Genomic DNA, 18,311 nt, shown 5'->3' on the forward strand with positions numbered 1-18,311 from the left:
CTCAGGCCATGCCTGATAACACTAACAGCAGATCGATCGCTTTGATGCCGACGAACGGCACCAGCAGACCACCCAGACCGTAAATCAGCAGATTGCGGCGCAACAGAGCGGCGGCGCTGAGCGGGCGATAGCTCACGCCTTTCAGGGCCAGCGGGATCAGGAAAACAATCACCAGCGCGTTAAAGATCACCGCCGACAGAATGGCGCTGGCGGGCGAGTGCAGCTGCATCACGTTGAGCATGTTGAGCTGCGGATAGGTCGCCGCAAAGGCCGCCGGAATAATGGCGAAATATTTCGCCACGTCATTGGCGATACTGAAGGTGGTCAGCGAACCGCGCGTCATCAGCATCTGTTTACCGATGTGCACCACCTCCAGCAGCTTGGTCGGGTTCGAGTCGAGATCAACCATGTTGCCCGCCTCTTTTGCCGCCTGCGTACCTGAGTTCATCGCCACCGCCACATCCGCCTGCGCCAGGGCTGGCGCATCGTTGGTGCCGTCACCGGTCATCGCCACTAACCGTCCCTCTGACTGATACTGACGAATCAGCGCCAGCTTCGCTTCCGGCGTCGCCTCAGAGAGGAAATCATCCACGCCCGCTTCTGCAGCAATCGCGGCGGCGGTCAGCGGGTTATCGCCGGTGATCATTACCGTTTTAATGCCCATTTTGCGCAGCTCGGCAAAGCGCTCTTTGATGCCGCCTTTCACAATATCTTTCAGCGCCACCACGCCCAGCACATTCGCGCCCTCGGCCACCACCAGCGGCGTTCCGCCGGTACGGGCGACCTCTTCCACCTGAGCGTTAACCTCGGCAGGGAAGCGGCCCTGATTCGCTTCGATGTGGCGACGCACCGCATCCACCGCGCCCTTGCGGATCAGGCGATCCTGCACGTTGACGCCGCTCATGCGGGTCTGGGCGGAGAACGGAATAAAGCTGGCCCCCATGCTGCTGAGATCGCGCTCGCGCAGATTAAACTGCTGTTTCGCCAGCACCACGATGCTGCGGCCTTCCGGCGTCTCATCGGCCAGCGAGGCGAGCTGCGCGGCGTCGGCCAGCTGCTCTTCGCTGACGCCCGGCGCGGGCAGGAACTGCGTTGCCTGACGGTTGCCGAGCGTGATGGTGCCGGTTTTATCCAGCATCAGAACATCCACATCCCCTGCGGCTTCGACCGCGCGGCCACTGGTGGCGATCACGTTGGCCCCCAGCATCCGGCTCATGCCCGCCACGCCAATCGCCGACAGCAGGCCCCCGATGGTGGTCGGGATCAGGCAGACCAGCAGCGCCACCAGCACCGTCACGCTGACCGGCGTGCCGCCCCAGGCTGAGAATGGCCAGAGCGTCACGGTCGCCAGCAGGAACACGATGGTCAGTGAGACCAGCAGAATGGTCAGGGCGATCTCATTGGGTGTTTTACGGCGTTTCGCGCCCTCGACCATCGCGATCATCCGGTCAAGGAAGGTTTCGCCCGGGTTGGCGCTACAGGTGATCACCAGCCAGTCTGAGAGAATACGGGTCCCGCCGGTGACGGAGGCGAAGTCCCCGCCCGATTCACGGATCACCGGTGCAGACTCACCGGTAATGGCGCTCTCATCTACCGAGGCGCCGCCCTCCACGACTTCACCGTCGCAGGGGATGATATCGCCCGCTTCCACCAGCACCGCGTCGCCTTTACGCAGCTGGTCGGCACCCACCTGCTGCCACTCAGCGCCATAGCGCGCCGCCGCAAGTTTTTTAGCAAAGCTGGTCTTTTTTACCCCTTTCAGGCTGCTGGCCTGGGCCTTACTGCGCCCTTCGGCCAGCGCCTCCGCCAGGTTGGCGAACAGCACGGTAAACCAGAGCCAGAGCGCGATCGCGCCGGTAAAGCTGGCGCTGCCGCCGACACGGCCAGCCAGCATCGCCAGCGCCAGCAGCGAGGTCAGAATGCTGCCGAGGTAGACCACAAACATCACCGGGTTACGAAACTGTACCCGCGGATCGAGCTTTTTCACCGCATCCCAGGCCGAGGTGCGCAGCAGGGCTGCGTCAAATAATGCCTGTTGTTGACGACTCATGAGGATTGTCCCTGAACAAGTTGCAGATGCTCAGCCACCGGGCCGAGGGCCAGAGCAGGAATAAAGGTCAGTGCACCCACCAGCAGAACGGTGCCGATCAGCAGCGCAATAAACAGCGGGCCGTGCGTCGGCAGCGTGCCGTTACCCACCGGCTGCACTTTTTTCACCGCCATCGCCCCGGCAATCGCCATCACCGGGATGATGATGCCGAAGCGGCCCAGCAGCATGCAGACGGCCAGTAACAGGTTCCAGAATGGGGTGTTAGCACTCAGTCCGGCAAAGGCACTGCCGTTGTTGTTGGCCGCCGAGGAGACCGCGTAGAGCACCTCGCTGAAGCCGTGAATGCCAGGATTCGCCATGGCGCTGCGTCCGGCGTCCGTCATCATCGCCAGCGCGGTGCCGATCAGCACCAGCGCCGGAGTGACCAGAATCGCCAGCGCGGTCATCTTCATCTCCCACACATCGACTTTTTTGCCCAGGAACTCCGGGGTTCGGCCAATCATCAGCCCGGCGATAAACACCGCCAGCAGCACAAACAGCAGCATCCCGTAGAGGCCCGCACCGACACCGCCAAATACCACCTCGCCCAGCTGCATCAGCCACATCGGCACCATCCCGCCCAGCGCGGTAAAGGAGTCGTGCATGGCGTTCACCGCGCCGCAGGAAGCTGCCGTCGTAATCACTGCAAACAGGCTGCTGTTGAGGATGCCGAAGCGCGTCTCTTTGCCTTCCATGTTGGCGGCGCTGTCTGCGCCCATCTGCAGGAAGTGCGGATTGCCCTGCAGTTCAGCCCACATCACCACCGCCACGGCCGCGACAAACATCAGCGTCATCGCCCAGAGCAGCATGTGGCCCTGACGGCGGTCACGCACGCTTTCACCGAACGCGAAGCAGAGCGCCGCCGGGATCAGAAAGATGCTGAGCATCTGCACCAGGTTAGTCAGCACGGTCGGGTTCTCAAACGGATGGGCAGAGTTGGCGTTGAAGAAGCCTCCTCCGTTGGTGCCCAGCATTTTGATCGCCTCCTGCGATGCCACCGGCCCCATCGACAGCGTCTGCTGCACCCCTTCCAGCGTGGTGAAGTTGTGGTAGGGCGCAAAGTTCTGAATGCTGCCCTGGCTGACAAAGAACAGCGCCATCAGCAGGCTGATGGGCAGTAAGACGTAGAGCGTGATGCGCGTCAGGTCGCGCCAGGCGTTACCCAGCGAAGCCGAGCTGCGATTCGCGAAGCCGCGGATCAGGGCAAACGCCACGGCGATACCGGTCGCGGCAGAGAGGAAGTTCTGCACCGTCAGGCCCACCATCTGACTGAAATAGCTCAGGGTGCTTTCGCCGCTGTAGGACTGCCAGTTGGTGTTGGTCACGAAGCTCACAGCGGTGTTCAGCGCCAGATGCCAGCTCAGGCCCGGCAGCTGCTGGGGATTCAGCGGCAGCGAACCCTGCATCAGGAGGATAGCCAGCAGCAGCACAAAGCCCAGCGCATTGAACAGCAGGATCGCCAGCAGATAGTGCGGCCAGCGCATCTCCGACTGCTGCGCGCCCAGCAGTCGCCACAGTGGCGCTTCCAGACGGGCAAAGAGCGGTTTGTCCGCCACCAGGGATGCCAGCCCCCGACCCAGCGGTTGCGCCAGCAGCATCAGCAGCACCAGATAGAATGCGATGAGTAAGAAAGCATTGGCCGCCATCAGAAGGCCTCCGCATTTAACAGGGCATAGATCAGATAGCCCAGTAACAACACCACCAGCACGATGCCGGTTATTACGCCCACGCTCACAGGAACCTCCAGAGGATTGGATTTATGGCTTAGCTTGCGCGGCGGCGTATAAAGAAGGGGTTAAAATGCAGCGGGCGGGCGTAAAAATAGTGTAAAAATGGCGAAAAATCAGGCGACTTCCAGCGCCCAGATGCGGTTCAGATCGACGTTGCTCCAGAGCGTGCTGTCTTCAGCGCCCACAATGCTGTCGGTGCAGAAACTGTCACCCAGGTCGAGCTCCTCCGGTTTCACCTCACGCTGAGCATGCAGCGACCAGAAGACATGCACACAGGGACGCATCAGCGACTTTTCACCCGCTTTCACCACCAGCGCCACCCGGCCGGAGGCCAGACGCACCAGCGAGCCCACCGGATAGATGCCGATAGTGCGGATAAAGGTGTGCAGCAGGCCCGGATCGAAGTGGCCGCGCCAGCTCAGCATCTGATGCATCGCCTCTGCCGGTGTCCAGCCGTTACGGTAGGCGCGGGTCGAGGTCACGGCATCATAGACGTCACACACCGCCGACATGCGGGCGTAGAGCGAAATCGCCTCACCTTTCAGCCCATGCGGATAGCCGCTGCCATCATATTTTTCATGATGATGCAGGGCGATATCGATCAGATCGCTGTCGGCGTTGCACTCGATCAGGATCTGCGCGCCCACCACCGGATGCTGACGCATCACTCTCAGCTCCTCTTCCTCCAGCCTGCCGGCTTTATTCAGGATCGCCAGCGGCACGGCGGCTTTACCGACGTCATGCAGTAAACCGCCCATGCCAACCCGGCGCAATGCACGCTCCTCCAGACCCAGTTTTTTACCCAGCGCAATCATGAGTCCGCAGACCGCCATCGAATGCAGATAGGTATAGTCATCATGATTTTTAAGCCGTGCCACGCTGAGCATGGCGGAGGGTTCACGCGTAATGGAACCGGCGATCTCATCCACCAGCTCCATCATGTAATCCAGCTTCAGGCTGTTGCCCAGCCGGGCCTCATTGAACATCGCCTGTATTTTGGGTTTGCCCTGCTGAAAGATCTGCTGTGCCAGATCCAGCTCCTGAAAAAATGGCGTCCGGGCGACAGGTTTCGTGGCGTTCGGGGTCGCGATCGGCGCCTGCACCGATCGATCGAGATCGATCCAGAGCTGACGGATCCCTTCATTGCGTAACAGGTCAATTTGTCGTGGATCGGCGATCAGCATCTGATTATGAATGCGCTGGTCCTTTATCCACCAGACTTCCAGCTTGTGGATAAACATACCCGGACGCAGTTCATCGATAGTAATCAGCTTTATCACGCTATCACTCCTTACTCTCTGCGGGTGGTAAGGTGATATCGGCAGCTGGACAAATTTTCTTCAGGCTGTTTTATGCGAAGCAGGTGGCCGGTTGTGTGGTCAGAGGAGCGCGCGCGTTGATTGACTGCTGTTGAGGTTTTGCGCTTCGTCCTGTGTTATTGCTGCGTAATCATCAGGCGTCACGGCAGAGCCCTGAGTAAGTAGTAGCGGAGGCCATAAATATTTAGATTACACGGATAGTTTTGATTATTTATTAACCGGCGTATGATGTTCTGGATTTAGCCACACTGAACAAAAGGAATTGTTATGGCATTAAAAGGAGCATTTCTCTATCACCTGGATAAAACTACCTGCGGCGGACGTATCATTGCTGGCGCACCTGATGAAACTTATGAAATCGGCGGCATTGTCCGGCAACAGGCCAGAGAAGGCGATCCCGTTACCTGCGGTGCTCATGAAGGCCGATTCCGCATCTGTGGTGGCATGGGCGACACCTACTCCTTTGACGGCGTTATAAAAGAGTGGGCAGGTTCTATTGAAAGTTACAGTTCCTGCCCATGCCGGGCAAGGTTTGTGCCTTCTGTCAGTACACACACCTATGACTACAACTGCAATACAGGCCTGGCAGCGATACGAGAGGAGACGAGGCGGAAGGAGAAGCTGATTGAGGCAAAAAAAGAGGGGCTTGAACCTCTAACTTTGCCCGTAATGATTTATAAGACAATCCGGCACATGAATGACTATCAGGCCAGTGATATGCACTATGGCGATATGGATATTCTGTCGTTGCGTAATCGAATGCGCATAAACGTGGATAATGTATCCGCCAGAGTGAATCCGTGCACGCTTGAGCTCAAGCCTGAACCATCGACAGCAACATTATATTCACCTTATGCGATGCAGAATCTTGATAAGCATATGTCTTTTGTCAGCCGGAATGAGAGTGCCGATATTATGTTTGATGAGTTCCGTGAACTGGCAAAAACGTATTCCTTCCACGGTCCGTATAAAAATGTCATCACTGAGATGATCACGCATATGCAGGAAAACAGTGGTACTCCCTACTCTAACCCTTTACTGGACAAAGCTCTGAAAGAGCAGATTCTGAGCGACCATTCAGAAAGAAGTTCTTTGCTGGTCATTAAAGATTTTATACGTCGGACAATAAACTATGAGTATGGCTTTATTGCATTAGAAAATAAGAGCGATTTCTTTGATGAAAACAATAATCTCAATGAGATCAGAAATACTATATTGCCTAAGTTTGATCGTCTCATTGATCGCATAAATGGGCTGGGAATCGCCATTCATGACACATGGGCTACGCATATTACACTGGAGTCGGTAAAATTATCCGGAGACAGCTATCAGGCAAGAGTGAATTATCGGGTTCAGGATCATTTTGGGCTGGATGAGGCTGACATTCAGCATAAAGTCTTTCGTCAGTTCCGTATATTCCGGCTGTGGTTTGTTTTGCAGCGCTGGCAAGAATATGGCTATAAGCCCTTCATAACAGAAATGAATGCCACCCTGGAAATCAGTGGTGAGCAAAGTGAATAAACGACTGATAGCCTGGTTGATTGCGGTTGCCACCAGTGGTTACGTGCTATGGCTGACTCTGACGCCAGTGAAGATTATGGCCGTACATGATGGTAATACGATACTTGTCAGGAATTTTCCTTATCTAAAAAATCGTCAGATTGCCTGGTGGGAAGCAAACCGAGGTATGATACAAGCTAAATATGGCATACCGCATAAAAATGGGAATGGCTATTATAGTGTGGTCATTATGGACTTTGGTGATGGGTATCATATTGACGATGGCAAAGAGCATGATTCAGATCTGCTTTGTTTTAACGAAATGGTCACTCACGCTCGCTGCATCAAAAAAAATCCTCTCCTGTGGATTATGTCCAGCCAAAACACCGGCCTTTTTTATCGGTAACCTTGCTTTAAGATCACTCTGGTTGTGATCTCTGAATGCAATTTCTCTTTGCCGCAGAATGTGTGTCATAGAATAGGCTTTACAGGCGGGGGGGATACCATGAGGCAGAGATGTGGTTAGACAAACCGAGCAGGTTCGGAACTTTATCAATGCTGACGAGGAGTCAACCAGATTGACTCCGTTAATACTCTTCCCTGACAAAACTGGCGCAGCAGCTGATGAAAGGTCAGAAGGTCGACTCACATCAATGGATCCCGTTTGAACTGGTCACGCCGCAGAACATGCAGCACTACAGCAGTCAGAAGCAGTCAGAATCCGTAGCACAATGCGGAGCGGCAGCGCCGCCGCTCCGTTTCTCATTTCTCGTGCAGCAGCTTCGCCATGATCACCACATCACGTAACTGACCATCGCGCAGGGCAGCCTCACGCATTACCCCTTCCCGCTCGAAGCCCAGCCGCTCATAGAGCCGCAGCGCCCGGTCGTTATCGTGAAATACCTCCAGCTCCATGCGGGTAATGCCCAGCCAGTTGCGGGCATAGTCGAGCGCGGTGCGGATCAGACGCTCACCAACGCCGCGTCCGGCAAAATCGGGATGCACACCCAGTCCGAAGCTGATGCAGTGACGGGTGCGCGGCTTGTTATTCACAAACAGCGTCAGCTCACCGGCCAGCGCGCCCTCGATCTCTGCAACGAAAGCGATAAACCCTTCGGCATCCATTCTGTCGAATTTTTTCTCCCAGGTGGCCACGCTGGGAAACGGCAGTTGCAGCGTCCAGGGATAGACATCGGGATGACTGTATAGCCGTTGATAGGCCGCTGCGTCCTGCGGTTCCCGTGCCCGAATGGTGATTTCCATATTTTCTCCTTTTAGCTCAACTGGGTTCATGCACTAAGCTGTAGCTCTTTACCGGACGGAAAGAGTATCGCTATGTTGTATCGCCGTTTTGAACGCTTTATCAATATTTTTCATGACGCGCCTACCGATTCGCCCCCTTCAACGGTCTGGTCGTTCTATTTCTACTATCTGCGGCAGGTCTGGCCGAGCTTTGCGGCCCTGCTGGTGGTGGGCCTGGCGTCAGCCCTGATCGAAGTGTCGCTGTTCAGCTATCTGAGCCGCATTATCGATATGGTCAATCACTCCACGCCCGCGACCCTGTTCCGGGATAACTGGCCGCTGCTGCTGTGGATGGCGGCGGTGGCGCTGATCCTGCGGCCGCTGTTTATCGGTCTGCATGACATGCTGGTTCACCAGAGCATCAGCCCCGGCATGACCAGCATGATCCGCTGGCAGCATCATAATTACGTGCTGCGCCAGAGCCTCAACTTCTTCCAGAGCGACTTTGCCGGGCGTATTGCGCAGCGCATTATGCAGACCGGTAATTCACTGCGCGACTCGGCGGTGCAGCTGGTGGACGCCATCTGGCATGTTCTGATCTACGCCGTCACCTCGCTGGTCCTCTTTGCCGGTGCCGACTGGCGACTGATGATCCCGCTGATTCTGTGGATGGTCGCCTACAGCGCCTCGCTGCGCTTCTTTGTGCCGCGCGTCAAGGCGCGCTCGGTGATCTCCTCGGAGGCCCGTTCCAGGCTAATGGGGACGATCGTGGATGGCTACACCAATATCGCCACCATCAAACTGTTTGCGCACAGCGACCTGGAACGTCAGTACGCCCGCCAGGCGATTCAGGAGCAGACCGATAAAACCCAGTACGCCAGCCGCATGGTCACCAGCATGGATCTGACGCTCTCGGCCCTGAACGGGCTGCTGATTGTCTCCACCTCCGGGCTGGCGCTGTGGCTGTGGAGCCAGTCGTTAATCAGCGTCGGCGCGATTGCGCTGGCAACCGGCCTGGTGATCCGCCTGGTCAACATGTCCGGCTGGATTATGTGGGTGGTCAATGGCATCTTCGAGAATATCGGCATGGTGCAGGATGGGCTGGAGACCATCGCGCAGCCGCTGAGCGTGCAGGATGCGCCACAGGCGACACAGCTTAAGGTCACGCGCGGCAATATCCGTTTTGAGGATGTGCGCTTCGATTATGGCGGCGGCCGTCAGGTAATCGACGGGTTTAACCTCGACATTAAACCTGGCGAGAAGATCGGTCTGATCGGGCCGTCGGGCGCCGGGAAATCGACGCTGGTTAACCTGCTGCTGCGGCTCTATGACCTGAACAGCGGGCGCATTGTGATCGACGATCAGGACATCGCCTCCGTGACGCAGGAGAGCCTGCGCAGTCAGATTGGCATGATCACCCAGGACACCTCGCTGCTGCACCGCTCCATCCGCGAAAACCTGCTCTACGGACGTCCTGACGCCAGCGATGAGGCGCTGCAACTGGCGATGAAACGCGCCCGCGCCGATGAGTTTATTCCGTTGCTCTCCGACTCGCAGGGCCGCACCGGGCTGGACGCGCACGTCGGCGAACGCGGCGTGAAACTGTCAGGCGGTCAGCGTCAGCGCGTGGCGATAGCCCGTGTGCTGCTGAAGGATGCGCCGATTCTGATCATGGACGAAGCGACCTCGGCGCTCGACTCTGAAGTGGAAGCGGCCATTCAGGAGAGCCTGGAGTCGTTAATGCAGGGCAAAACCGTGATCGCCATTGCACACCGCCTCTCCACCATTGCGAAGATGGATCGGCTGGTGGTGCTGGATAAAGGCGGCATTGCCGAGATGGGCAGCCATCACGAACTGCTGGCAAAAAACGGCCTCTACGCCCGGCTCTGGCAGCATCAGACCGGAGGATTTGTCGGCGTCGATTAATCGCCGCGTCGATAGGGCAAGGCGTCGCGGGCTTCTTCCGCCCAGCCGCGCACGCCTTCCCGCTCCTGCACCAGAAAATCAGCGACAGCATCACGCAGGCCGGGATGCAGCAGATAGTGCCAGGAGCGAGTGATCTGCGGCTCAAAGCCGCGCACCAGCTTGTGTTCACCCTGCGCACCCGCATCGAACCGCGTCAGCCCTTCCTCAATCGCCAGCTCCATTCCCTGATAGAAACAGGTTTCGAAGTGCAGCCGGTCAAACTCCGCCAGGCAGCCCCAGTAGCGGCCGTAGAGCGTCTCGCTGTCCCGCAGATAAAAAGCCATCGCCGCCGGTTGCTGCTGTAAGCGGGCAATGACTACCACTATGTTCTGCGGCATCCGTTCCGCCAGCAGGCTGAAAAAGTCGCGCGTCAGATAGGGCCGCTGACCACGCACTGCATAGGTGTTGGCGTAACAGGTGTAGACAAAATCCCACTGATCTTCGCGTAACTGGTCGCCGCCATAGCGGTCAAACACAAAGCCGCTCTGCGCCACCTGTTCGCGCTCTTTTCGCAGCTGTTTGCGCTTGCGCGACATCAGCGTATCCAGGAAATCCTGAAAATCGCGGTAGCCGCGATTGTGCCAGTGATACTGACAGCCGAGCCGCGACAGCCAGTCGGGCTGATCGGCCAGCAGCTGGTCAGCCTGTGCATCGGTGAAGTTGATATGCGCCCCGCTCAGGCCATGCTGCAGCAGGCTTGCTGGCAGGGCCGACAGCAGTTGTGCGGCGGCCGCAGGCTCCCCCAGCAGGCGCGCGCCGCTGACCGGGCTGAAGGGGATCGCCCCCAGCCATTTCGGGTAGTAGCGGATACCGGCGCGCTGGCTGGCATCCGCCCAGGCGTGATCGAAGACATACTCACCCTGCGAATGGTATTTCTGGTAGCCCGGCAGCGCGGCGCGGGTGACGCCCTTTTCCTGCCACAGCAGATGATCGGGCTGCCAGCCTGACTCAGGCCGGACGCTGCCGCTCTGCTCTAAGGTGAGCAGAAAGGCGTGGCGCAAAAAGGGCTGGTCATCGGGCAACAGTGCATCCCACTCGGCGGCCGGGATGGCTGCCAGTGACGTCAGGTGAATCAGCGACATGAAATACTCCAGACAGCGTCGGGCAGAGCGTCAGTCAAGCAGGTTTTCCGCCGCAGCGAAAGGGTTAAGGCACACAAAGTGAAGGCTGCATCCCCTGCACACAGCCTTTATACTGCGACTTTACCTCTACAGGGCTTCGCGATGGATCGACTCGATTGTGACCGGATGTTTGTCACGGTGCTGGAAACCGGCAGCTTTTCAGCGGCGGCGCTGCGTCTTGGCACCAGCAGCAGTCAGGCCTCCAAGCTGGTATCGAAGCTGGAGCAGCAGCTCGGTGTGCAGCTGTTCAAGCGCAGCACGCGCGCCCTGTCGCCGACCGATGTTGGCCGCAGCTACTATGAGCGGGTAAAACACCTGCTGGATGCCTTTGAGACGCTGGATGCCAGCGTGCGCGAAAGTGCCACCACCCCCACCGGCAGGCTGAAGATCAGCGCCCCCGGCTCCTTCGGCACGGCGGTGCTCTCGCAGGTGCTGGTCGCCTTTGCGCGGCGCTATCCGCTGATTGAACTGGATGTCAGCTTTTCCGATCGGGCGGTCAACATCGTCGATGAGGGCTTCGATATGGCGATCCGGATCGGCAACCTCAGCGACAGCAGCCTGGTGGCCCGCAAGCTGGGCGAGGTGCATGTGCGCATCGCCGCCTCGCCGGTCTATCTTGAACAGTTCGGCACCCCGCAGCACTGGCGTGACATGGCGCAGCACCAGTGCGTTATCGACACCAATTTTCGCGATCCCTGGCACTGGCCGTTCAGCGGCGGTGATGACAACCGCGAGATCGTCACGGTGCCGGTCCGGGGCCGTCTGCGCTTCGCCAATACGGAGGCCTGCCTGCAGGCGGCGGTCGCGGGTCTGGGGATTGCGCGCCTGCCCGGTTTTATCGCGGCCCCTGCGCTGCAGCGTGGCGAAATTGTCCGCCTGCTGGAGAACTTCGACACCCCGCCATTGGGCCTGTTTGCGGTCTATCCGCCTGCCCGCCATCTGGCCCATCGGGCGCGCCTGCTCATCGACTTCCTGGTCACCCACTTCACCCGCCATCCGCCCGCGTGATTTCTTCCATAATGGAATAAATGATTGTCTTTGTGACCGGATTATCAGCCGTTTAGTCATCAGTTAAGCTGCGGCTCAAATCACAGAGGAGTCGCGCGATGTTAGTAGAAGGCAAATGGAGTAGTGACTGGCATCCGGTGCAGGCTACCGATAACCAGGGCGGTTTTGTTCGTCAGGCGTCCGGTTTCCGGCACTTTATCAGCAGCGATGGCTCCACGGAATTTGCTGCCGAACCCGACCGCTACCATCTCTATGTGGCACTGATCTGCCCGTGGGCGTCACGCGCCCTGATCGCCCGTAAACTCAAAGGGCTGGCGTCGCTGATTAGTGTCACCGTCGTCGAGCCACAGCTCGGCGCGCAGGGCTGGCGCTTCGGCAACTATCCTGGCGCACAGCCCGATCCGCTGAATAACGCGCAATACCTGCATGAGATCTACACCCGCACTGCGCCCGATTACACAGGCCGCGCCACCGTGCCGGTGCTGTGGGACAAGAAAACCGGCACCATCGTCAGCAACGAATCGGCGGACATTGTGCGCATGTTTAACAGCGGCTTTGGCGATCTGGCCGACAACCGCATCGACCTCTATCCAGCGGCGCTGCGTGCGGAGATTGATGCGCTGAACGAGAGCCTCTATCCGCGTCTCAACAATGGTGTTTACCGTGCGGGCTTTGCCACCACGCCGGTGAGCTATCAGGCGGCGTTCAGTGACGTCTTCAGCCAGCTCGATGAACTGGAAGCCCTGCTGAGCGATGGTCGCACCTTCCTGCTGGGTGAGCGGCTGACGGAAACCGATATCCGGCTGTTCGTCACCCTGATCCGCTTTGACGCAGCCTATCATGGCCTGTTCAAATGCAATCTGCGGCGGATACGCGACTACACGCTGCTGAATCGCTATCTTAAGAGCGTGCTGTCGGTTTCTGGCATACGCGAAACGGTCAATATCGACCATATCAAACAGGGTTACTATTCAATCAAGGCGCTGAATCCGAACGGGATTGTTCCGGCAGGCCCCGATCTGAGTGAATACGGTTTTTAAAGGAGCAACGATGGCAAAGGCACTGGTGATTTTTCTGCATGGCGTGGGCAGCAACGGCGACGATCTGGCGCCGATTGGCCGTCACTGGGCGACGCTGTTGCCGGATGTGGTGTTTGCCTCACCCGATGCCCCGGAACCTTTTCCCGTTGGCCTGGGTTATCAATGGTTCAGCCTGACGGACGTGACGCCGGAGAACCGGCCGGGCCGGGTGCGGGCGGCACGGGCGGCGTTTGACGCGACGCTGAGCAGGGTTATGGCGCAGCACGGCTTTGCCGACCGCTGGCAGGATGTGGTGCTGGTGGGCTTCTCCCAGGGGTCGATTATGGCGCTGGATGCGCTGGCCTCCGGCCGTTATCCGCTGGCGGGCGTGGTCGCCTTTTCCGGCCGTCTGGCGGTTGACGGCGAACTGACGCCGCAGGCTCATCTGCCTGCGCTGCTGATCCACGGTCAGGCCGATGAGGTGATCCCGTGGCAGGAGAGCGAATCCGCCGCTGCCCGGCTCCGGGCCGCCGCGGTGCCGGTCGAGGCGCGTTTTGAACCCGCGACCGGCCACACCATCTCCGCCCAGGGCGCGATGCACGCCGCCGCGTTTATCGCGCAGTGCTTACAGGATTAACCCCAGCAGCGGGTTAACGCCTGCCAGGCCCTGCTGGCCGCGACGTCGGGCGGCAGGCGTTTCAGGGCATCATTAAAGACTTCAATGCCTACCGGCCCCTGATAGCCCGCGCTTTTCAGCTTATCCACGAAGCATTCAACGTCGATAATCCCCTCGCCGGGCAGCAGGCGCTGGTGCTTCGCCATCGCCATCAGGCTCTGCTTATCCTGCGCGGGAACGGCGGCCATATCGCAGAGCTGCACTTCATAGATGCGATCGGCGGGAATACCGTCGAGCTGCGATGCGTCACCACCCCGCGCGCAGATATGAAAGAGATCGACCACCAGCCCGATATTGGGCTGATCGAGCCGCTGCAGCCGCTGCCAGGCCAGCGGCAGCGTGTTATCTACGCTGCACCAGGCCATGGGTTCATACATGATGCGCATATTGTGACGCGCAGCTTCCGACGCCATCCAGCGCAGGTCATCATCAATCTGATCGGCGCAGCAATCTTCGCGGGTCGTGGCTGGCGCCTGAATGGTGTCGCAGCCCAGCGCCTGAGCCATCTGAATAAACTGACGCAGCTCTTCGCGCTTCTGCGCGCGCAGTTCACCGGGCGCACCACTGAAATCACGCAGCACCTGAAGATTGGTAAAACCTGGACCCTGCCGGGCGGCGATCTCCGCCAGCGCCGCCGCGCCGCCACTGCACGCCTCAACATCTTCGCGCCAGATCTCAACCTGATCGAAACCGGCGTTTCGCGCCGCCTGCAGCTTCTGACTGGGTTCACCGCTCAACAGCACCAGGTTAAGGAAGGTCGGTTGGGTTCGCATGGCTCTGCTCCTTCGTCCGGAATAATCGGCGAGTTCAGGTGACGCGCAACCTGCGCGTCACCTGAATCCTTCCCGATCTCTGGCGCGTCGCGGCTCGCTGACCTGCGGTCAGCTCAGCAGCGTCACCAGCGCAAAACCGGCAAACGCCATCAGCAGCGAGCCAATCACATGCACCAGCGCACTGGCCATCGCCCAGAGATACTTCCCTGATTGTAGCAAGCCCATTAATTCTGCCGTGAAAGAGGAGAAAGTCGTCAGCCCGCCGCACAGGCCGGTGACGATCAGCAGCTTCCAGACCGGGTCGATATCGGGATGGCGGACAAACCAGGCCATCGCCCCGCCGATCACCAGACCGCCGATCAGATTCACCAGCAGGGTGCCGGGCGGCAGATTAGGGAAGAGCGCATTAAAGCGCACCGAGAAGAACCAGCGCAGCACACAGCCAGCCGAGCCGCCGATCATCACAGCCAGTAAAGGTTTCAACATATTCTGCTCCTGATTGCAGATTCACGCCGGGCTGAGGGGAAAGGCAGAGGTAAACAGCGCCTGACACCTCAGCTCCCGCGAAAGGATTGAGTGTCAGGCGTCATCAGCCGGTGTTTAGCTCACCGGCGGTTGGGAAAGGTGGCACGCCATCACCTTGCGCCGCTGATAATACGACGCCCGTCTGCGGCTGGCAAGCAGGCGCTCTGGACGGCTGAATCACTTGACGCCTGCGCGTCTGACGGGGTAATGCTGGTGCTTTACAGCCTGTTGCGGAGACCCCATGCGTACCCTGATTTTTGACACTGATATCGGCGTGGATGACGCCTTTGCGCTGGCTTACGCGGCGCGGACGCAGCATCTGCTGGGAATTACCACGGTATTCGGTAATGTGCCGGTGGGTCAGGCGGTGAAAAACGCCCGGCTGTTCTGCGGGAAAATGGCGATTGAGGCGGAGGTTTACCGCGGCTGTTCACGACCGCTGGCGCTGGCACCCTCTGCCCCCGCCGCACTGCACGGTCAGGACGGGCTGGGCGATGCCTTTGAAAATGAGTACAGCGATCGGGCACCGGGCGCGGTGCAGTTTATTATCGACAGCGTTCGGGCGCAGCCGCATCAGATCACACTGGTGGCGATAGGGCCGCTGACCAATATCGCCACGGCCATCAATCAGGCGCCGGATATCATTCCGCTGGTGAAGGAGCTGGTGATGATGGGCGGTGCGTTTGGCACCGATGGCCACAGCGGCAACGTGACCCCCTTCAGTGAATTTAATATCTGGAAAGATCCGCACGCCGCCGATCAGGTGCTGACGTCGGCGCTGAAGGTGGTGGTGATCCCGCTGGATGTCACGCATAAGGTGTTAATCAGCGGTGAAGAGGTGCAGCGCCTGAATCAGCCGGTGCTGAGTGCGATCTGTCGCCCTTATCTGGCTTACAGCCTGGCGAAAGAGGGCTTCAGCGGCATGGCGCTGCACGATACCCTGGCGGTGGCGTGGCTGACGCTGCCCCAGGCCTTCACCCTCACCGACAGCCCGCTGCGGGTCATCACGGAGGGGATCGCCTGCGGCCAGACGGTGCGTAAACTGAGCGCGCTGGCCTCGCGCCAGGATCCGTTTGCCGGTCTGCCCGCCCAGCGTGTCGCGCTCGGGGTGGATGCTGACGCGGTGCGGGCGCACTTCTTTGCTACCCTGACCGCGCCCTGAAGTCCGTTAGCGATCGAAATGAATCACGCCTTTAATCAGTTCGCGGTTGTTAATCACCTGCGCTTCAAAGGTCTGATCCAGCGTGGAGAAGGCCAGATGGTGATTGAGCATCATGTCAGCGCGTAACTGGCCACTGGCCATCAGCGCACACACCCGGTCGAAATCCTCGCGGGTGGCGTTGCGGCTGCCCATCAGTGTGGTCTCTTTCTTGTGAAACTCACTGTCCGGGATTACCAGATCGCCTTTATGCAGGCCGACATAGACGATGGTGCCGCCGTGCCGCATCAGGTTAACCGCATTGTTCATCGCGGCCGGATTGCCGGTAGCGTCGATCACCTTCAGCGCCAGCCGGCCGCCAAACTGGTCGCGCAGCGCCGTGGTAAAGGTCACCTCAGCCGGATCGAGTGCGGCCAGGCCAAGTCGATCGGCGACATGCTGACGACGAAATGCGCTGGTGTCGGCTACCACTACCTGTGCGCCGCTGGCGGCCGCAATCGCGGCAACGCCCAGTCCGATCGGCCCGGCACCGACTACCAGCACCTGCTCATCCGCCGCCACCGCCGCACGCCGCACCGCATGGGCGCTGATAGCAAACGGCTCAATCAGTGCGGCCGCCTCCGGTGCCACCTCATCCACCGCCAGTAATGTACTGACCGGCACGCTCAGGTAGTCGCAGAAGCCGCCATCCTGATGCACGCCTATCACGGAAATCTGCTCACAGCAGTTGGTCCGGCCGCTCTGGCAGGCGTCACACTGCAGGCAGGAGATATAGGGCATGAGCGCCACCCGCTGGCCTGGCTGAACACCCTCTGCGTCACTGCCCAGCGCCACCACTTCCGCACAGATTTCGTGACCCAGCACGCGGGGATAGCTGAAAAATGGCTGATTGCCGGACCAGGCATGAATATCCGTGCCGCAGATCCCGGCGGTCAGGATCTTAATCAGCGCCTCGCCTGTGGCGGGTGTCGGCAGGTCGCGGCTGGCCCATACCATTCTGCGGGGTTCTGCGATGAGCAGTGCTTTCATTGTTGTCATGATGATTCTCCGGTTGTCCTGCAGGCAGTTAGGGCGAATCCGTCAGGCCGCGCAGCGTTGATCGGCGGGAACTGTGAAGCACGACGATTTTTTTGGGCTTTGAATGGTTTTTAATGCATAAAAAACCGGAGGGTGCGATGAGCCGCAGCCAGAATTTGCGTCAGAACGTCATTAACCAGATGCTTGAGAGCATTGCGCAGCATCACATCCGTTCTCCCCTGCCACCGCAGGCGGCGCTGGCCGAAATGTTCAATATCAGCCGGACCACAGTGCGCCATACCCTGCACTATCTGCATCAGCGTGGCGTACTCGACAAGGTGGATCAGACTTATGTGATCGTACGCGAACCGCGCGAAGATGACCGCTTCAGCGCCTTAACGCCGCCGATTGAGCAGCAGGCCAGCCACGTCGAGCAGATGTTTTTTAACCTGATTAACCAGCGGCAACTGGTGCCCGGCGATACCTTCAGCGAGCTGCAACTGGCGCAGCAGGTCAACGTCAGTCCGGTGGTCGTTCGCGAGTTTCTGCTGCGTTTTATGCGCTATGACCTGCTGGAACCGGTCCGGCGGGGTCAGTGGCGGATGAAAAAATTCACTCAGGATTACGCCGAGAAGCTGTTTGAACTGCGCGAGATGCTGGAAACCCACGCCCTGAGCCGCTTCCTGAATCTGCCCGCCGGCGATGAGCGCTGGGTGCAGGCGCGGGATCTGCTGGATCGTCATCGATCGATGCGCGACACCATCGCCAGCAACTACCGCCACTTTGCCGCGCTCGATCGGCAGATGCACTCGCTGATCCTGTCTGCCGCCAGCAACCCGTTTTTCAACCAGTCGCTGGAGATTATCTCGGTAATCTTTCACTCGCATTATCAGTGGGATGAGAGCGATCTGAAGCAGCGCAACATCGTGGCGCTGGAGGAGCATATGGCGATTCTGACCGCGCTGATTGGCCGTCAGGATATCGACGCGCTCTGTGCCTTACACAGCCATCTGGCGACCGCCAAGACCTCTATGGTGCGCTCCATCAGTCAGTACAATTAAAAACCGATTAAAAACCGCAAAGCATTAGCTTCCGCACGGTTCAGAAACATCTTTGCAACATCCTTATCCCTTTGCTCTTAGTCTCGACTGCAACGTCACGGCGGCCT

General features: G+C 58.9%; 17 protein-coding genes, 1 pseudogene and 1 riboswitch. Of the genes and pseudogenes, 9 read left to right on the forward strand and 9 right to left on the reverse strand.

What is annotated here, in order from left to right:
• Nucleotide 1: 1 nt before the first annotated feature.
• The 4 genes from kdpB to ACR6AS_RS18755 all read right to left on the reverse strand — a co-directional run bounded on the left by kdpB (nt 2) and on the right by ACR6AS_RS18755 (nt 5,099).
• Nucleotides 2-2,050, reverse strand: coding sequence for a potassium-transporting ATPase subunit KdpB (kdpB, locus tag ACR6AS_RS18740; protein WP_111139306.1), 2,049 nt, complete (start codon nt 2,048-2,050; stop codon nt 2-4).
• Nucleotides 2,047-3,735 (reverse strand): potassium-transporting ATPase subunit KdpA, encoded by a 1,689-nt coding sequence (gene kdpA, locus ACR6AS_RS18745; RefSeq protein ID WP_111139307.1) that lies wholly within the window; start codon nt 3,733-3,735, stop codon nt 2,047-2,049. The genes kdpB and kdpA overlap by 4 nt, the downstream gene beginning before the upstream one ends.
• A complete protein-coding gene (gene kdpF / locus ACR6AS_RS18750; RefSeq protein WP_010253443.1) occupies nt 3,735-3,824 on the reverse strand; it encodes a K(+)-transporting ATPase subunit F in 90 nt (29 codons plus the stop codon). Before kdpF ends, kdpA begins: the two co-directional genes overlap by 1 nt.
• Before the next feature lie 108 nt (nt 3,825-3,932).
• Nucleotides 3,933-5,099 carry an HD-GYP domain-containing protein gene (locus ACR6AS_RS18755; protein WP_434163478.1) on the reverse strand — a complete coding sequence of 389 codons (1,167 nt, stop codon included), beginning with the start codon at nt 5,097-5,099 and terminating at the stop codon, nt 3,933-3,935.
• A 306-nt stretch (nt 5,100-5,405) separates the two neighbouring features.
• On the opposite strand from ACR6AS_RS18755, the gene ACR6AS_RS18760 reads away from it, so the two are divergent.
• The 3 genes and pseudogenes from ACR6AS_RS18760 to ACR6AS_RS18770 form a co-directional block, all read left to right on the forward strand.
• Nucleotides 5,406-6,659, forward strand: coding sequence for a PAAR domain-containing protein (locus ACR6AS_RS18760; RefSeq protein ID WP_434163480.1), 1,254 nt, complete (start codon nt 5,406-5,408; stop codon nt 6,657-6,659).
• Nucleotides 6,643-7,044, forward strand: a complete 402-nt coding sequence (locus tag ACR6AS_RS18765; protein ID WP_233498971.1) for a DUF943 family protein — start codon at nt 6,643-6,645, stop codon at nt 7,042-7,044. Before ACR6AS_RS18760 ends, ACR6AS_RS18765 begins: the two co-directional genes overlap by 17 nt.
• A 203-nt stretch (nt 7,045-7,247) precedes the next feature.
• Nucleotides 7,248-7,337, forward strand: a pseudogene (locus ACR6AS_RS18770) (hypothetical protein); the annotation flags it as partial.
• Nucleotides 7,338-7,400: 63 nt separating this feature from the next.
• Here the strand turns inward: ACR6AS_RS18770 and ACR6AS_RS18775 are convergent.
• On the reverse strand, nt 7,401-7,901 hold the full coding sequence (locus tag ACR6AS_RS18775; RefSeq protein WP_111139310.1) for a GNAT family N-acetyltransferase: 501 nt from the start codon (nt 7,899-7,901) through the stop codon (nt 7,401-7,403).
• 72 nt (nt 7,902-7,973) lie between these two features.
• Here ACR6AS_RS18775 and ACR6AS_RS18780 point away from each other — a divergent pair, with 72 nt between their 5' ends.
• Nucleotides 7,974-9,806 carry an ABC transporter ATP-binding protein gene (locus ACR6AS_RS18780; RefSeq protein WP_367395911.1) on the forward strand — a complete coding sequence of 611 codons (1,833 nt, stop codon included), beginning with the start codon at nt 7,974-7,976 and terminating at the stop codon, nt 9,804-9,806.
• Here ACR6AS_RS18780 and ACR6AS_RS18785 read toward each other — a convergent pair.
• Entirely contained in the window at nt 9,803-10,927 is a 1,125-nt protein-coding gene (locus ACR6AS_RS18785; RefSeq protein WP_434163483.1) for a GNAT family N-acetyltransferase, read from the reverse strand. The genes ACR6AS_RS18780 and ACR6AS_RS18785 overlap by 4 nt on opposite strands.
• 141 nt (nt 10,928-11,068) lie before the next feature.
• Between ACR6AS_RS18785 and ACR6AS_RS18790 the strand changes: the two genes are divergently transcribed.
• The 3 genes from ACR6AS_RS18790 (at nt 11,069) to ACR6AS_RS18800 (ending at nt 13,630) form a co-directional block, all read left to right on the forward strand.
• On the forward strand, nt 11,069-11,974 hold the full coding sequence (locus ACR6AS_RS18790; protein ID WP_111139313.1) for a LysR family transcriptional regulator: 906 nt from the start codon (nt 11,069-11,071) through the stop codon (nt 11,972-11,974).
• Between the two features lie 98 nt (nt 11,975-12,072).
• Nucleotides 12,073-13,014: a glutathione S-transferase family protein gene (locus tag ACR6AS_RS18795; protein WP_434163484.1), complete on the forward strand. Its 942-nt coding sequence runs from the start codon at nt 12,073-12,075 to the stop codon at nt 13,012-13,014.
• 10 nt (nt 13,015-13,024) lie between these two features.
• Nucleotides 13,025-13,630 (forward strand): alpha/beta hydrolase, encoded by a 606-nt coding sequence (locus ACR6AS_RS18800; protein WP_293773178.1) that lies wholly within the window; start codon nt 13,025-13,027, stop codon nt 13,628-13,630.
• On the opposite strand, the gene ACR6AS_RS18805 is transcribed toward ACR6AS_RS18800, so the two are convergent.
• A complete protein-coding gene (locus ACR6AS_RS18805; RefSeq protein ID WP_293773175.1) occupies nt 13,627-14,442 on the reverse strand; it encodes a sugar phosphate isomerase/epimerase family protein in 816 nt (271 codons plus the stop codon). The two genes, ACR6AS_RS18800 and ACR6AS_RS18805, sit on opposite strands and share 4 nt — an antisense overlap.
• A 108-nt stretch (nt 14,443-14,550) precedes the next feature.
• Nucleotides 14,551-14,928 (reverse strand): fluoride efflux transporter CrcB, encoded by a 378-nt coding sequence (gene crcB / locus ACR6AS_RS18810; RefSeq protein ID WP_111142119.1) that lies wholly within the window; start codon nt 14,926-14,928, stop codon nt 14,551-14,553.
• A gap of 87 nt (nt 14,929-15,015) precedes the next feature.
• Nucleotides 15,016-15,091, reverse strand: a riboswitch (Fluoride riboswitch).
• Between the two features lie 117 nt (nt 15,092-15,208).
• Here crcB and ACR6AS_RS18815 point away from each other — a divergent pair.
• Nucleotides 15,209-16,129 (forward strand): nucleoside hydrolase, encoded by a 921-nt coding sequence (locus tag ACR6AS_RS18815; protein WP_293773171.1) that lies wholly within the window; start codon nt 15,209-15,211, stop codon nt 16,127-16,129.
• A 6-nt stretch (nt 16,130-16,135) separates the two neighbouring features.
• On the opposite strand, the gene ACR6AS_RS18820 is transcribed toward ACR6AS_RS18815, so the two are convergent.
• Complete coding sequence (locus ACR6AS_RS18820) at nt 16,136-17,164, reverse strand: zinc-binding alcohol dehydrogenase family protein (protein WP_434163487.1); 1,029 nt, start codon at nt 17,162-17,164, stop codon at nt 16,136-16,138.
• A gap of 137 nt (nt 17,165-17,301) precedes the next feature.
• Between ACR6AS_RS18820 and ACR6AS_RS18825 the strand changes: the two genes are divergently transcribed.
• Nucleotides 17,302-18,204 carry a GntR family transcriptional regulator gene (locus ACR6AS_RS18825; protein ID WP_418799560.1) on the forward strand — a complete coding sequence of 301 codons (903 nt, stop codon included), beginning with the start codon at nt 17,302-17,304 and terminating at the stop codon, nt 18,202-18,204.
• Nucleotides 18,205-18,311 lie beyond the last annotated feature (107 nt).

The sequence above is a fragment of the Pantoea phosphatilytica genome, from assembly GCF_051025615.1.
In the GTDB taxonomy this organism is placed as follows: Bacteria; Pseudomonadota; Gammaproteobacteria; order Enterobacterales; family Enterobacteriaceae; genus Pantoea.